This is a genomic window from Mesorhizobium sp. M2E.F.Ca.ET.219.01.1.1 (assembly GCF_004016445.2).
Lineage (GTDB): Bacteria > Pseudomonadota > Alphaproteobacteria > Rhizobiales > Rhizobiaceae > Mesorhizobium.
The window spans coordinates 838,710-851,338 of sequence record NZ_SADT02000002.1 but is presented as its reverse complement, the minus strand read 5'-3'; the positions used below and the strand labels follow the sequence as shown (position 1 = coordinate 851,338).

At 63.8% G+C, this 12,629-nt stretch carries 18 protein-coding genes and 2 tRNA genes; 12 read left to right on the top strand and 8 right to left on the bottom strand.

The window, feature by feature from the left end:
- Positions 1-56: 56 nt before the first annotated feature.
- The 3 genes from EN862_RS14595 to EN862_RS14585 all read left to right on the top strand — a co-directional run bounded on the left by EN862_RS14595 (position 57) and on the right by EN862_RS14585 (position 1,592).
- Positions 57-245 (top strand): hypothetical protein, encoded by a 189-nt coding sequence (locus tag EN862_RS14595; protein ID WP_127865018.1) that lies wholly within the window; start codon positions 57-59, stop codon positions 243-245.
- Between the two features lie 348 nt (positions 246-593).
- Positions 594-1,046 carry a hypothetical protein gene (locus tag EN862_RS14590; RefSeq protein WP_127865017.1) on the top strand — a complete coding sequence of 151 codons (453 nt, stop codon included), beginning with the start codon at positions 594-596 and terminating at the stop codon, positions 1,044-1,046.
- Between the two features lie 9 nt (positions 1,047-1,055).
- On the top strand, positions 1,056-1,592 hold the full coding sequence (locus EN862_RS14585; RefSeq protein ID WP_127865016.1) for a hypothetical protein: 537 nt from the start codon (positions 1,056-1,058) through the stop codon (positions 1,590-1,592).
- A gap of 129 nt (positions 1,593-1,721) precedes the next feature.
- Here EN862_RS14585 and EN862_RS14580 read toward each other — a convergent pair.
- Positions 1,722-1,798, bottom strand: a tRNA-Arg gene (locus tag EN862_RS14580).
- Positions 1,799-1,853: 55 nt separating this feature from the next.
- The gene (locus tag EN862_RS14575) at positions 1,854-2,159 is read right to left on the bottom strand and encodes an ETC complex I subunit (protein ID WP_112101520.1); all 306 of its coding nucleotides are present in this window, start codon (positions 2,157-2,159) and stop codon (positions 1,854-1,856) included.
- 249 nt (positions 2,160-2,408) lie between these two features.
- On the opposite strand from EN862_RS14575, the gene EN862_RS14570 reads away from it, so the two are divergent.
- The 5 genes from EN862_RS14570 (at position 2,409) to EN862_RS14550 (ending at position 6,164) form a co-directional block, all read left to right on the top strand.
- A complete protein-coding gene (locus EN862_RS14570; protein WP_127865015.1) occupies positions 2,409-3,377 on the top strand; it encodes an NAD(P)H-dependent oxidoreductase in 969 nt (322 codons plus the stop codon).
- 136 nt (positions 3,378-3,513) lie between these two features.
- Positions 3,514-4,689 (top strand): NAD(P)/FAD-dependent oxidoreductase, encoded by a 1,176-nt coding sequence (locus EN862_RS14565; RefSeq protein ID WP_127865469.1) that lies wholly within the window; start codon positions 3,514-3,516, stop codon positions 4,687-4,689.
- 72 nt (positions 4,690-4,761) lie between these two features.
- A tRNA-Pro gene (locus EN862_RS14560) sits at positions 4,762-4,838 on the top strand.
- Between the two features lie 69 nt (positions 4,839-4,907).
- The gene (locus EN862_RS14555; protein ID WP_127865014.1) at positions 4,908-5,630 is read left to right on the top strand and encodes a hypothetical protein; all 723 of its coding nucleotides are present in this window, start codon (positions 4,908-4,910) and stop codon (positions 5,628-5,630) included.
- Positions 5,631-5,900: 270 nt separating this feature from the next.
- A complete protein-coding gene (locus tag EN862_RS14550; RefSeq protein ID WP_127865013.1) occupies positions 5,901-6,164 on the top strand; it encodes a hypothetical protein in 264 nt (87 codons plus the stop codon).
- 5 nt (positions 6,165-6,169) lie between these two features.
- On the opposite strand, the gene hdaA is transcribed toward EN862_RS14550, so the two are convergent.
- From hdaA to EN862_RS14535, 3 genes are all read right to left on the bottom strand, one after another.
- Positions 6,170-6,874: a DnaA regulatory inactivator HdaA gene (gene hdaA / locus EN862_RS14545; protein WP_127865012.1), complete on the bottom strand. Its 705-nt coding sequence runs from the start codon at positions 6,872-6,874 to the stop codon at positions 6,170-6,172.
- A gap of 1 nt (position 6,875) precedes the next feature.
- Complete coding sequence (locus tag EN862_RS14540) at positions 6,876-7,967, bottom strand: AI-2E family transporter (protein WP_245519628.1); 1,092 nt, start codon at positions 7,965-7,967, stop codon at positions 6,876-6,878.
- 67 nt (positions 7,968-8,034) lie between these two features.
- Positions 8,035-8,652 (bottom strand): CDP-alcohol phosphatidyltransferase family protein, encoded by a 618-nt coding sequence (locus EN862_RS14535; RefSeq protein WP_127865010.1) that lies wholly within the window; start codon positions 8,650-8,652, stop codon positions 8,035-8,037.
- Positions 8,653-8,851: 199 nt separating this feature from the next.
- Here EN862_RS14535 and purM point away from each other — a divergent pair, with 199 nt between their 5' ends.
- The 4 genes from purM to EN862_RS14515 are packed head-to-tail and all read left to right on the top strand — an operon-like array spanning position 8,852 to position 11,513.
- Complete coding sequence (gene purM / locus EN862_RS14530; RefSeq protein WP_127865009.1) at positions 8,852-9,931, top strand: phosphoribosylformylglycinamidine cyclo-ligase; 1,080 nt, start codon at positions 8,852-8,854, stop codon at positions 9,929-9,931.
- Complete coding sequence (gene purN / locus EN862_RS14525) at positions 9,928-10,635, top strand: phosphoribosylglycinamide formyltransferase (RefSeq protein WP_127865008.1); 708 nt, start codon at positions 9,928-9,930, stop codon at positions 10,633-10,635. The genes purM and purN overlap by 4 nt, the downstream gene beginning before the upstream one ends.
- A 26-nt stretch (positions 10,636-10,661) precedes the next feature.
- Entirely contained in the window at positions 10,662-10,994 is a 333-nt protein-coding gene (locus tag EN862_RS14520) for a hypothetical protein (protein ID WP_127865007.1), read from the top strand.
- Positions 10,995-10,997: 3 nt separating this feature from the next.
- Complete coding sequence (locus tag EN862_RS14515; RefSeq protein ID WP_127865006.1) at positions 10,998-11,513, top strand: histidine phosphatase family protein; 516 nt, start codon at positions 10,998-11,000, stop codon at positions 11,511-11,513.
- A gap of 83 nt (positions 11,514-11,596) precedes the next feature.
- Here the strand turns inward: EN862_RS14515 and EN862_RS14510 are convergent, their stop codons facing one another.
- From EN862_RS14510 to EN862_RS14500, 3 genes are all read right to left on the bottom strand, one after another.
- Positions 11,597-11,839 (bottom strand): DUF680 domain-containing protein, encoded by a 243-nt coding sequence (locus tag EN862_RS14510; RefSeq protein WP_127865005.1) that lies wholly within the window; start codon positions 11,837-11,839, stop codon positions 11,597-11,599.
- Between the two features lie 54 nt (positions 11,840-11,893).
- On the bottom strand, positions 11,894-12,139 hold the full coding sequence (locus EN862_RS14505) for a DUF680 domain-containing protein (RefSeq protein ID WP_127865004.1): 246 nt from the start codon (positions 12,137-12,139) through the stop codon (positions 11,894-11,896).
- Between the two features lie 252 nt (positions 12,140-12,391).
- On the bottom strand, positions 12,392-12,598 hold the full coding sequence (locus EN862_RS14500) for a DUF680 domain-containing protein (protein WP_127865003.1): 207 nt from the start codon (positions 12,596-12,598) through the stop codon (positions 12,392-12,394).
- Positions 12,599-12,629: the final 31 nt, after the last annotated feature.

Below are 12,629 nucleotides of genomic sequence, written 5' to 3'. Positions count from 1 at the left end.
ATCTGTGATAAGGGACGCCTATGAGCCGATCCCGAAGAAATACCCCGATCGTTGGCATGACCACAGCCGACAGCGACAAGGCGTTCAAGCAAGCCGAGCATCGGCGCGAGCGGCGGGCTGTAAAGGCGCGGCTCGAATTTGACGAAGAGCCGATGCCGACCAAGGCTTTCGGCAACCCGTGGGCTAGCGAGAAGGACGGCAAGCAATGGCTAGCTGAGCCCTCCCCTAAACTGATGCGAAAGTAACGTCGGCGCAAAACGGACCGCCAAAGAATGGCGATCCCGGCAGGATTCAGGTGTCACTTTTTAGCCCTTGTTTTTGCTCGTTTTTTCCCGCCAACGCCCGTACCAAATTTAAGGTGCGGTGTGGCCTTGCGCGTATAAACCAAAAAAACCCGGCGCCATGGCCGGGTTGATTCGGATACTTCTATATTTGATGCTTCCGGGTTATTCCGACTCGCTCGAAGAAACGCAATAGGGTAAGCGGGGCTGAAAGCAAGATTTCAGTTAGCACAATATTTTATTTCGTTCCATCAATTGAGAGATTTCTGTGCTTCTTTGATACTTCGAATTTTCTTCGTGGGGAGGACGCAAATGAATTGGTTTGGCGACCTTAGGCAATGCTGCGTCGACCGCAAGATGTTGACTGAGCTTCGACTCGAGCGTGATCGCCACCTTCAGACGCTCCACGAAACTATAGACGGCCTGAAGCAGAACTCTGATGAATACCGGATCGCGGTGGCCGACTACTTTGCCTCTGTCGACGTTGTCGAGGCGCGGATGGCGGAAATAGAAACTGCGCAGACACTCAGGCGTGCTGAGAAATGGCGCATCCCAACGCCGCAGCGACCCTACAAGGAAGACGAACACACTGACTTCTGGCAGTGGCACGCTGTCCACGGCCGGTATTACGTCACCGACGAGGCGATGCGAAGGGTCAGGCGAGAAGTCTATGAAGAGCGCGAGATGTTCCTGAAGCCTTGGCTGACATGGTTCGCTGTTTTGATCAGCGTCATCAGCTTGGCGGTTTCGGCGCTCAAACTTTGAGAGGGTTTGATGAGAAAATACTACGAAGTGAGCACCGATGGCATTTACACCAACCTTCAGTTGTATTCGTTGGTGCAAGCGCAGCGGTATTGGAATGGACTTGTCGCAGATCACCTTGAGCGAAAGGATGCCACCGAAGACCTGATTGAGAGATGTGTTTTCATCGTTGCAACGCTCGGCCTGAGCATTTCGCAGTTGCTAGGGCAGAATGATCCGGCGCCGAGAGCGGGGAGAATTGCCGCTCCAAAAGATATCTGGAGGCGTTTTGCGAGTCGCCACAATGTAGTGGACGTCAGCACGGTCGAATTTGACCAATTCATCGACATCTACGACGCCTGCCGACATTTTGGTGTCTCGCCCGACGACTTCGCTCACGCAAGACTCGAGCCTCTGGACCTAGACGCAACTCGTCGATGGTATGAATTGGCTCACCGGGTATGGTTCGAAGTAATGAAAGCTCTACGCGCAGACCCGCAGAATGTCATCGAAGAGGTAGATATCGACAGTCTCAAAGATCTGTCGTTGTGGTACGTGTCCCGGGCTTGATGTGGATGCCATCCCCTTCGGGGAGGCCCTTCAAGACACGGAATTTCTCGGTAGAATCAAGGGGCGTTTTTAAACGCCTGATGAGAGAGACCTAAGAATACAACAATATCAAATACATATAGCATATTTTGGCGATCCCGGCAGGATTCGAACCTGCGACCATCGGCTTAGAAGGCCGGTGCTCTATCCAGCTGAGCTACGGGACCGTCGGCCGGCCGGGCCGGCTGCTGCGTTACGCCAAGCGATGCAAGACTCGGGAAGTCAGTGCGTCCAGGGCGTCCTGCGGTCATAGCGGAAATTGTCCGAATAGGAAATCTGCCGGCGCTTGGCTTCCTTCGGCTCTTCGACGCGATAGGCGATCTTTTCCTTCTCGGCATAAGCCACCGCTTCTTCCTTCGTGTCGAAGGTGAGCTTCACCTGGCTCAGCATGTCGCCCGAGGTTGTGTAGCCCATCAGCGGGTCGATCTTCTTGCGCTGGGCGGGATCGAACTCCAGCACCCAATGTCCGGTCTTGGCCTTGCCGGATTGCATCGCGGTTTTGGCTGGACTGAAAATGCGCGCGGACATGACCACCTCTTTGCCGCCCGACGATCGGGCACCCTGTTCGGCGCGCCACCTTTGAACAGCCTATCGGGAGCCTGAAATCTCGCGCCAACCCGTCATTACTGTGCAATGGCGGCGGCGGCAAGGCCGCAGGCGCCCCTGCGCTCCCAAGGCGCAGGGAACCTCGCCGCGCCGGCGACATTATCGAAAGGTCGGGCGGCCGGGCCGGGCAAGCCTTCCCGTTAGCCCTCAATCAGAAGCGGACGTTTCGCCATGACCAACCCAATCGAACACACCGTCCTGCAACTCGCCATGCTTGTCGGCAGCCTGCGCGCCCAGTCCTTCAGCCGCAAGATCGCCAAGGCGCTGACCGCCCGCGCGCCGGATTCTGTGCGTTGCCGCTTCATCGAGATCGGCGAGCTGCCGCTCTACAACGAGGATCTGGACGGTGACGACCCGCCGGCGGCGTGGTCGGCCTTCCGCGCGGCGATGCGCGAATGCGACGCGGTGCTGTTCGTCACCCCGGAATACAACCGCTCGATCCCGGGCTGCCTGAAGAACGCGCTCGATGTCGGCTCGCGCCCGCCGGGCAAGAGCGTGTTCAAGGGCATGCCCGCAGGCGTGGTCAGCGTCACACCGCATCAGCTCGGCGCTTTCGGCGCCAATCATGCGCTGAGACAAACCTTCGCCTTCCTCGACATGCCGGTGATGCAGCAGCCGGAGGCTTATATCGGCAATGTCGCGGAATTGCTGGACGACAAAGGCGCGGTGACCAATGCCGACACCGCCACCTTCCTCGAGAATTTCATGGCCAGCCTGGAGACATGGATCAGGACGGTGCATCCTGGCGGCTCGTCCTTCGATGCCTTCATGAAGCAGCGCGAGAAGATCGCGGAGGACTATGTCAATGGCGATGCCTCCTCGCTGAAGGCGATCGTCACCCGTGCCGGGCCGGCGACATTCTTCTCACCGCGCGGCGACCATCTCGAAGGCGCCGATGCGGTGGCCGGCCGTTACGAACGCGACGCCGCAAGCTTCCACAAGGGCGGCAACACCGACCTCCAGGTGCTGCAAGCATCGGCAAGCGGCGATCTGGCCTTCTGGAGCGGCCTGCAGCATGCCAAGGCGCGCATCGGCAAGAACGGCGAGGCGACCGAGATGACCTTGCGGGTGACGGAAGTGTTTCGGCTGGAGGACGGCGCGTTCAAGCTTGTGCATCGCCACGCCGACCCGGTTCATTAGCCGGCGCTTGCAAAAATCCGCGACACAATGCCGGGGGGCTTTGCAACACGCGCCTATTCCTTTTGGCCCGTGAGCGGCATACATCGGATACAGGGTCGTGCCACTTGAAGGCATGATGACGACGACAAAGACACGAATGGGCGCGGATACGAAAGTCTCGCCGTTGGGGGCCGGCGAGCCAGCGATACTGGACGGCGCGATTGTCGTCGGCGGAGGCGCCGCCGGGCTTGCCGCCGCGCATGCGCTGACCAGGGCCGGCGTGACGACGCAGATCCTGGAGCGCGAGCAGAGGCTGGCCGAACCCTGGCACCGCCGCCACGACAATCTGCACCTCAACACGCATCGCGACCTTTCCTCATTGCCCGGCGTATCCTATCCGGCGGGAACACCGGCCTTCCCGCACCGCAGCGCCGTCGTGCGCCACCTCAACGAGTTCGCCGAGACGCACCGGCTGTCAATCGCCTTCGGTGTCGAGGTCGACGAGATCGAATTTCGTGGCGACCATTGGCTGCTGCGGACGAGCGAGGGCTTGAAGGCGGCGCGATATGTCGTGATCGCCACCGGACGCGACCGGCAGCCCTTCATCCCGGCCTGGAGGGGCATGGAGGATTTTTCCGGCAGGATCATCCATTCGGCCGATTTCGGAAGGGCAAGCGACTATGCCGGCAGGAAGGTGCTGGTGGTCGGCGCCGGCAACTCCGGCTTCGACGCGCTCAACCATCTTTCCCGCGTCGAGACCGGCCAGATCTGGCTTTCGGCGCGCAACGGACCTTCGCTGCTGCCCAAGCGCATCGGCAAGATAGCGGTGCATCGCATATCGCCGCTCATGGCCAACCTGCCCACATGGCTCGCGGACGCGGCCATGGCGGCAACGCAGCGCCTGGTGTTCGGCGATCTGACGAAATACGGCCTGCCCCCTGCCCCGTCGGGCGGCGCCAGCCGGCTCGGCTCCGACTATACCGCGATCGCGGCCGACGACGGCGCGGTCAAGGCCATCAAAGCAGGGCGCATCACCGTCGTGCCGCAGTTGCGCGAATTCAGGCGCGACGGCGTCGTGCTCGACAATGGCCAACGAATTGCGCCCGATATCGTCATTGCCGCGACCGGCTACCGCACCGGACTGGAAACGATGCTGGGCAAGCTCGGCGTGCTCGACGCCAAGGGTGTGCCGCTGTTCAACGGCGCCGCGAACGACCCGAAGCTGCCCGGGCTCTGGTTCACCGGCATGCGGCCCAGCATTCGCGGCTGCTTTGCCAACGCAAGAATCCAGGCCGCGGCGATCGCCAGGAAGGTCGCCGGACTGAAGCGCTGAACCGAACGGTGGCTTTGGCCTCCGTTTTTGTGTTGCCTTCCGGGCGTGCGCCCCCTATACGCCGCGGGACGTCGGAGTGTAGCGCAGCCTGGTAGCGCACCTGATTTGGGATCAGGGGGTCGCGTGTTCGAATCACGCCACTCCGACCATCGCTTTTCCCCGGAAAATTGCCGTGCCGGTCTCGCGGCACAGGGGCCTGACCAGAAGGGCTCTTCACCTTGGCAGCCGCGGTTGTAGCGATCCTCGACAGGGACAATTGGGACGCCAACACCGACATCATCGTCGTTGCGGATGTTTCCAGGCGGCGGCTGACATGGGTGCCGCGCGACTTGTGGTCTCCCCTCATCAACGACCGTATCAATGCTGCCTTCGCCATCGGCGGCGGCAGGCTGCTGCTCGATGCGCTCGCGCAATTGGGATTTGCCGCGCAAAGCGCGGTCTGCCTCAGGCGCGGCGCGACCGAAGCCGCGCTTGCCGGCGCCAGTGTCCGGGTGCCGATCCGCGATCCGCTCGATTTCTGGTATCCGCTGACGCCGACCAGCCGCCTGGAGGACGGGCGCCGGCAGGTCTCCTTTCGCCCGCCGGGCGAGACGCTGTCCGGCGAACGGCTGCACCAGTGGATCGGCGCCCGCACCATGGTCGACGGCCAGGGAACCGACTTCCACCGCATGCGGCGCCAGATCGTGTTCCTGCGAGCCCTCATCGCCCAGGGTTTCGATTTCCGCCCTGCGCTTAAGGATCCGGAACTGGCGCGGATCACCGGCGAGGATCCGTTGCCGCTCCTCGCCCGCGTCGGGGTTAATTGGCGCATGCAGGTGCATGACTGGGTGGATGACGCCGTCATCGACGGCAGGATGGTCCTTGTCCCGCGCAAGCCGAAGCCATGGTGGCGGCGGCAGTTGCGCCGGCTGCGGGATAGGCTGAAGGGAAAGCAGATCTAGCCCATTCGGCCGCTGGAACGGTAAACCCGCCGGGCGAGAACCCCAACACCCTCGAGCCCGGCGAGCCTACAACCCGATCTGGAACGCGACCGGGGCCGGGATCAACCGGCATTGTCGGCGTTGCAAGATCGATGCCGGAAAGACTGTTCCGGAATGGGACGGCTACGATGCAGGTTCCGCATCTCATCACGTGAACGCCTGGCGAGGCCCAAATAATCCCTCGCTTCCCGATTTCTCGCAGGTCTAGACTTCCGACAAAGGGGATCGTCGATGCCTGTTCTCGAGGCGCTGCTGTCACTGATCGGCCCAGCCTACCTGGCCTATTACGGCTTTGCGGTTCCGGTCATGGTCGTCTGGGCAATTCTGTGCGCCGCCCTGTGGGTCTGGAACAACCGGCCGAGCAAGTGGCAGAACGGCGTCGCCCGGTCGCGGTCCGCCGGCCTGATGGTCTTCGTCCTTGTCGCCGCCTGTTACGTTGCGGCGCATACGGGCGTGTATCTTTTGGCCCGGCATCTGGCTCGGCTGTGGGCGTGACGGCCCTAGATATCGAACTCGCCCTGCCCTTCGTCCATGGCGCTGACCGTCTCGGCCGCGAGCGCCCGGGTGATCGGCGTCTTGCGCTCAAGCGCGGCGCGGTCGAGGCGCTCGACGACGCGCATGGCGGTGCCGAGCGAACGCTCGATGCGGCGCACCAGATATTGCACCACATGCGGCTCGACCTCGACCTGGCGGTCGGCGAACAGCTTTGTGACGACGCCGGCAAGCAACAGATCGTCGGGCTCGTGGATCTCGATCGTCGCCGCCGCCTTCAGCCGCGAGACGAGGTCGGGCAGCGCGACGCGCCATGCCGAGGGGAAACGCCGCGCCGTGAGCAGCAGCGTCGAGCCCGCGCCGCGCACTTCGTTGATCAGGTGGAACAGGCCCTGCTCATCGATCGCCGCCTTGTCGATATCGTCGATGAGCACCGGCCTGACGCCCAGGCCGGCAATGTGCTCGTCAATCCGGCCTGGATCGATGGCGAGCGCATGCGCCCGCTCCTGCCATATCCGGGCGAGATGCGTCTTGCCCGACCCGGGCGGCCCGGCCAGCACGACCACTGGCGACGGCCAATCCGGCCAGCGGTCGATCAGCGATGCGGCTTGCGCGTTGGTGCCCGAGACGACGAGCTCGTCTCGCGAATAGCCGGTGCCATGGCCGAGATCGAGCGGCAGCTGGCGCGGCGTATCTGCTGACTGAGCAGCCATTTCAGCCCCGCGTCGAGCGGTGGCCGCCGCCGCGATCGGCCGGCAAGGGCGGCACGGGCTGGGCAGCGTGACCCTTGTAGAGCGGCGATTCGAGGTAGCGGGCGATGGCGAAGCGCACCAGGACGGCAATCGCCGCCGACGCCGGCACGGCAATCAGAAGGCCGACGAAGCCGAACAGCGCGCCGAAGGCGAACAGCGCGAACATCAGCCACACCGGGTGCAGGCCGACGCTCTTGCCGACCAGCCGGGGCTGCAGGATATTGCCCTCGATGAGCTGGCCGACAAAGAACACGCAGGCCACCGCAACGATCATCTGCCAGTCCGGCCAGAACTGGACGAAGGCGACGCCGACGGCGAGCACCAGCCCGGTCAGCGAGCCGACATAGGGGATGAAGGAGATCAACCCTGCGAAGAAGCCGATCAGGATGGCGAAGTTCAAGCCGGTGAGCGTCAGCCCGGTGGCATACATGGCGCCGAGCACCAGGCAGAGCGTGCCCTGGCCACGCACGAAGCCGGCGGTGGCGGTGTTGATGTCGCGGGCAAGCGCGCGCACCGTCTCGACATGGTCGCGTGGCACCCAGCCGTCGACCTCGGCCACCATGCGGTCCCAGTCGAGCAGCATGTAGAAGGCGACGACCGGGGTGACGACGAACAGGCTCACCACCGAGACCAGCGCCACGCCGGAGCTCCAGATCGAGGTGAAGACGGTGGTGAGCAGGCTGAAGCCCGAGGTCAGGAGCGAGTTCAGCCCGTCGCGCAGGCCGGCAGCGTTGACGCCAAAACGTTGCTCCAGCCATTTCGGGTCGAAGCTGGTGATCAGCGACTGCAGTCGTGTGAGGTATTCCGGCAGCTTGCGGGCGAAATCGGCCATCTGGGTGGCCAGCACCGGCACCAGGATGACCAAGGCCAGCACCACGACGACGATGAAGGCGATCAGGATCACCACCGTCGCCATCAGGCGCGAGAGGCCGAGCCGCTGCAGCCAGTCGGCGACCGGATCGAGGAAATAGGCGAGCACCATGCCGGCGACGAAAGGCAGGAGGATGCCCGAGAAGACATAGAGGAACAGCGCCAGCAGGACGGCCGTTGCCAGCCAGAAGAAGACCTGGCGACGAAGCCCGCCGGAGCTGTCGTCAGCGGCGATCACCGCGCCATCGTAGTCAGGCGTCGGTGCCGGAGCCGCCCGATTTGCCGATGCCCGACTTGGTGTCGCCGTTCTGGGAGTTGCTCGTCCGGGAGCCTTCGCCATAGCCGCTCATATGCCTCAGCCAAGCCACGAGATAGGCCGCGGCCGAAGCCACGGTCAAGACCCCGGTCAGCAATATGAGCGCCGTCCGCAGCGAGCCCAAATGCGCGGCGAGGGCCAGCTCGCCCAGCACAAGCGCCGCCAGCACGATCTGCGCGGCGGTGTTGGCCTTCGAAACGAAGAGCGGCTTCACCTCGACCGGATTGCTCATCACGCTGGACAGGAGGACGGCGCAGACGATGAGCCCGTCACGCGAGACCATGGTGACCACCAGCCAGAGCGGCAATTCGCCGGCAAAGCCCATGACGACGAAGGCCGAGACCAGCAGAAGCTTGTCGGCGACCGGATCGAGATAGGCGCCGAGGCGGGACGACTGGTTCCAGCGGCGCGCGATGAAGCCGTCGACACCGTCGGAAATGCCTGCGACGAGGAACCCGGCGAAGGCCCAACCCCAAAGCGACTGCAGCATGGCCAGCACCACGGCGGGCACGAGCAGCAGCCGCATGATCGTGATCATGTTGGGAAGGGTCACGTGATGTCCCGTCGTGTCTTTTGTTGGGAAAAAGATGAGGGAGATGGAGGGTGGGCGCAAGTAGCGGGGCGGCGAAGCTGCCAATCACCTCGTCCGCCGGCACTTTCCTCAGGAACAAACTCCCTCACCCGCGCGTCATCCTTGCTCCCCGAAACCATTCATGCGAAGAGCCCGCAATGGAAACAGGGACGAGCCGACGATGAGCAAGGGCGACAAGGCCAAGCGCAGGAACGGGCTCACCTATGCCGAGGCGGGCGTCGACATCGACGCCGGCAATCTGATGGTCGAGAAGATCAAGCCGCTGGTGCGCGCGACGCGCCGGCCGGGGGCCGATGGCGAGATCGGCGGGTTCGGCGGGCTGTTCGACCTCAAGGCGGCCGGCTTCACCGATCCTGTGCTGGTCGCGGCCAATGACGGCGTCGGCACAAAGCTCAAGATCGCCATCGATTCCGGCAAGCACGACACGATCGGCATCGACCTCGTCGCCATGTGCGTCAACGACATCGTCGTGCAGGGCGCCGAGCCGCTGTTCTTCCTCGACTATTTCGCCACCGGCAAGCTCGACCCGGACCAGGGCGCCTCTATCGTCGGCGGCATCGCCGAGGGCTGCCGGCAGGCCGGCTGCGCGCTGATCGGCGGCGAGACGGCAGAAATGCCCGGCATGTATCATGACAAGGATTACGACCTTGCCGGCTTTGCCGTGGGCGCGGCCGAGCGCGGCCAGTTGCTGCCGACCGACGACATCGTTGAGGGCGACGTGCTGCTTGGCCTTTCCTCGTCGGGCCTGCACTCCAACGGCTTTTCGCTGGTGCGCCGCATCGTTGCCGCGAGCGGCCTTGCCTGGAGCGATCCGGCGCCGTTCAACGACGAGCTCAGCCTTGCCGAGGCGCTGCTCGAACCGACGCGCATCTATGTGAAGTCGATCCTGAAGGCGATCCGCAACACGCATGGCATCAAGGCGCTGGCCCACATCACCGGCGGCGGTTTCCCGGAAAACATTCCGCGCGTGCTGCCGAAGGATTTCTCGGCCGAGCTCGACCTGGAGGCGATCGACGTGCCGCCGGTGTTCTCGTGGCTGGCAAAGGCCGGCGGCGTCGCGCCGGAAGAAATGATGCGCACCTTCAATTGCGGCATCGGCATGATCCTCGCCGTCGCTTCCGGCCAGGCGGCGCAGGTGGCGGCGGTGCTGCAGGAGGCCGGCGAGACCGTGACGCCGATCGGGCGCATCGTGCCGCGCCGCGACGCCGGCGTCATCTATCGGGGCTTGATCGGCGTATGAGCAGGAAACGCACGGTCGTCCTGATCTCGGGGCGCGGCTCCAACATGACGGCACTGATCGCGGCCGCCGCCGATCCCAGCTTTCCGGCGGAAATCGTCGGCGTCATCTCCGACCGTGTGAACGCCGCCGGTCTCGGCATCGCCCAGTCGCGCGGCATCGCCACCAAGGTGATCCAGCGCGCCGACCATCCGAGCAAGGACGCCTATGACGTCGCGATCGACGCCGCGCTCACCGGCTTCGGCGCCGAGATCGTGGCGCTCGCCGGCTATATGCGCATCCTCGGCCGTGGCCTCGTCGAGAAGTGGCAGGGGCGAATGGTCAACATCCACCCTGCCCTGCTGCCCGCCTTCAAGGGTCTGGACACGCATGCGCGCGCGATCCGCGCCGGCGTGCGCATCCATGGCTGCTCGGTGCATTTCGTCACGCCGGAGATGGATGATGGCCCGATCATCGCCCAGGCCGCCGTGCCGGTGATGATCGGCGACAACGAGGACACGCTAGCCGCGCGCGTGCTGAAGGCCGAGCATCGGCTCTATCCGCTGGCGCTCGGCCTCGTCGCCGAAGGCAAGGCGAGCATGGAAAAGGGCCACACGGTGCTTGCGCATTTCGCCGACGACGCCGACAACGCCAGCTCGGTGGTGATGGCGCCGGATCCGCTGCGCGAGGAGACGGACCTCGAACAGCTGGCGCGGATCACGCCGTAGTTTGAACCTGTCAGGATCTGTGGCCCTTGGAGATCTTCCAAAGCGCGGTCCGTACCAAAGGCGATTTCGCCGGCGTCTTCGAGTATGAAGAGACCGACGGCCCGCAGAGCGCTACAGCTTATTTTTACCTATGCGAGGCCAAGGGCGAAGCGGCCGGGCCGATCATCGGCATAATCCATATTCGTTCAGGAGCCTGGTCGATCACCGAGGCCGACATCGCCGTCAAATGGGATAGAGGCGAGCAACGCGTAGGCATCTTCGTCTTTGGTGCGCTGACTGCAGCCTTCGACGTCGAGACGGGCGCGCGATACGGTGGTAGGCATGGCAAGGATTTCAACGCCGAGATTCCCTGGTCCTGATCGATGCCCGTGAGACAACTGCTAATCCTGCGCCACGCCAAGTCGAGCTGGGACGATCCCAAGCTTGACGATTTCGACCGGCCGCTCGCCCCGCGCGGGTTGAAGACGGCGCCGCTGATCGGGCGCGAGCTTTCGCGGCGCGGCTGGGTGCCAGAGCTCGCGCTGGTCTCGCCGGCGCTGCGCACCCGCGATACCTGGCGGCTGGTCGCCCAGGAACTGCCGAAGCATGTGCAGGCGGAATTCGCGGAAGAGCTCTACGAGGCAGCGCCTGCCACCATCCTGGCGCGCGTGCGGCAGGTCAAGGCGACGAATCTGGTGGTGATCGGCCACAATCCCGGCCTGCAGCAGTTTGTGTTGCGGCTGGCCGGCGCCGGGTCGGATGAGAGCGTTTTCAAGAAGATCGAAGCGAAGTTTCCGACGGCGGCACTTGCGCAGTTCACAGCAAAGGGCGACTGGGCGAATCTGGATTTCGGCGGCGCGCGGCTGACGCATTTCGTCAGGCCGAGGGATTTAGAGTAGACCCCGAAGCTGCCGATCTCCCGCCGCAAACAAAGGCGGCGGAGCAAGCCCGCCGCCTTTAGCAAATCCTGAGACGTGAAACCTCAATTGCCCCAGATGCCCTGGCCCGGATCGGGCCAGGCCTGTGACGGCGCCGCTCCGGTGGTCATCGAGGTGTCGACATTGGCTGGCTTGGCGGGCTCGTGCTTGCGTACCGAGGCGGTGAGCCCGCGGTCGACGCCGGCGGTCGGCTGGTTGACGTTGTCCGCGCCATAATGGTCGCTGCCGGCGAAGGCAGAACCCACGGCGAGAAGCATGGCTGCGGTGGTGAGGACGATCCTGGTCATTGCAAAAGTTCCTGTCGTTAAAGGGGTGGAGGTTTTTGGGGGATCGAAGCGGCGTCAGCGGCCCCACAGGCCGTCGTCGTTATGCCGGGCAATGATGTCGGTGACGGTCGGGCTGGTTGCGGCCGTTACCGAAGCCTGGTGATGCGCCGTGCCGCCCTCGCGGATCGAGCTGGTCATCATGTGATCGGCGCCGGCGGCCGGCTGGTTGGCGCCGTCGGCGCCGTAATGGTCGCTGCCGGCAGAGGCGCTGCCCATGGCAGCGGCGAGCATGGCAGCCGCGACGAATGCGGTCCTGGTCATCTCAATGTTCCTTGTCCTGTCGTTTCATCGGCGGCGCCTTGGGAGGATGGCCCCGCTGCCGACAAGACCCGGAACAGCCCGGATTTATTCCCAATCAATATTTCGGCTTCCGCGACCGCTTACCCCGATCGGGCTCTCGCAAAATTGCCTGATCGGGCGCACGGAAAAGCCCGAGCCGACGGATAGCCGCCCCACAAAACAGAGCGGCGGGACAAGCCCGCCGCTTTGAGGTCTATCGAGGATCGGAACCGATCAATGGCTGCCGAAGAGGTCGCGGTCCGCGCCCTGGGTCAGGGGCTTCTGGACATCCGCATCCGACTTCTTGACCGCAGCGGTGAACGAGGTGTCGACCGAAGCGGCCGGCTGGTTGGCATTGGCCGAACCGTAATTGTCCGAGCCGGCGAAAGCGGCGCCGGCGGCAACGAGAAGGACGGCGGCGGTAAGAGCGATCTTGGTCATTTGAGTTGCTCCAGATTTCAGAATTGAGGCT

Excerpts from the sequence above, each read along its gene's own strand:
- EN862_RS14595 (WP_127865018.1), top strand. The coding sequence starts at position 57 with ATGACCACAGCCGACAGCGACAAGGCGTTCAAGCAAGCCGAGCATCGG.
- EN862_RS14590 (WP_127865017.1), top strand. The coding sequence starts at position 594 with ATGAATTGGTTTGGCGACCTTAGGCAATGCTGCGTCGACCGCAAGATG.
- EN862_RS14585 (WP_127865016.1), top strand. The coding sequence starts at position 1,056 with ATGAGAAAATACTACGAAGTGAGCACCGATGGCATTTACACCAACCTT.
- EN862_RS14575 (WP_112101520.1), bottom strand. The coding sequence starts at position 2,159 with ATGTCCGCGCGCATTTTCAGTCCAGCCAAAACCGCGATGCAATCCGGC.
- EN862_RS14570 (WP_127865015.1), top strand. The coding sequence starts at position 2,409 with ATGACCAACCCAATCGAACACACCGTCCTGCAACTCGCCATGCTTGTC.
- EN862_RS14565 (WP_127865469.1), top strand. The coding sequence starts at position 3,514 with ATGGGCGCGGATACGAAAGTCTCGCCGTTGGGGGCCGGCGAGCCAGCG.
- EN862_RS14550 (WP_127865013.1), top strand. The coding sequence starts at position 5,901 with ATGCCTGTTCTCGAGGCGCTGCTGTCACTGATCGGCCCAGCCTACCTG.
- hdaA (WP_127865012.1), bottom strand. The coding sequence starts at position 6,874 with ATGGCTGCTCAGTCAGCAGATACGCCGCGCCAGCTGCCGCTCGATCTC.
- purM (WP_127865009.1), top strand. The coding sequence starts at position 8,852 with ATGAGCAAGGGCGACAAGGCCAAGCGCAGGAACGGGCTCACCTATGCC.
- purN (WP_127865008.1), top strand. The coding sequence starts at position 9,928 with ATGAGCAGGAAACGCACGGTCGTCCTGATCTCGGGGCGCGGCTCCAAC.
- EN862_RS14515 (WP_127865006.1), top strand. The coding sequence starts at position 10,998 with ATGCCCGTGAGACAACTGCTAATCCTGCGCCACGCCAAGTCGAGCTGG.
- EN862_RS14510 (WP_127865005.1), bottom strand. The coding sequence starts at position 11,839 with ATGACCAGGATCGTCCTCACCACCGCAGCCATGCTTCTCGCCGTGGGT.
- EN862_RS14505 (WP_127865004.1), bottom strand. The coding sequence starts at position 12,139 with ATGACCAGGACCGCATTCGTCGCGGCTGCCATGCTCGCCGCTGCCATG.
- EN862_RS14500 (WP_127865003.1), bottom strand. The coding sequence starts at position 12,598 with ATGACCAAGATCGCTCTTACCGCCGCCGTCCTTCTCGTTGCCGCCGGC.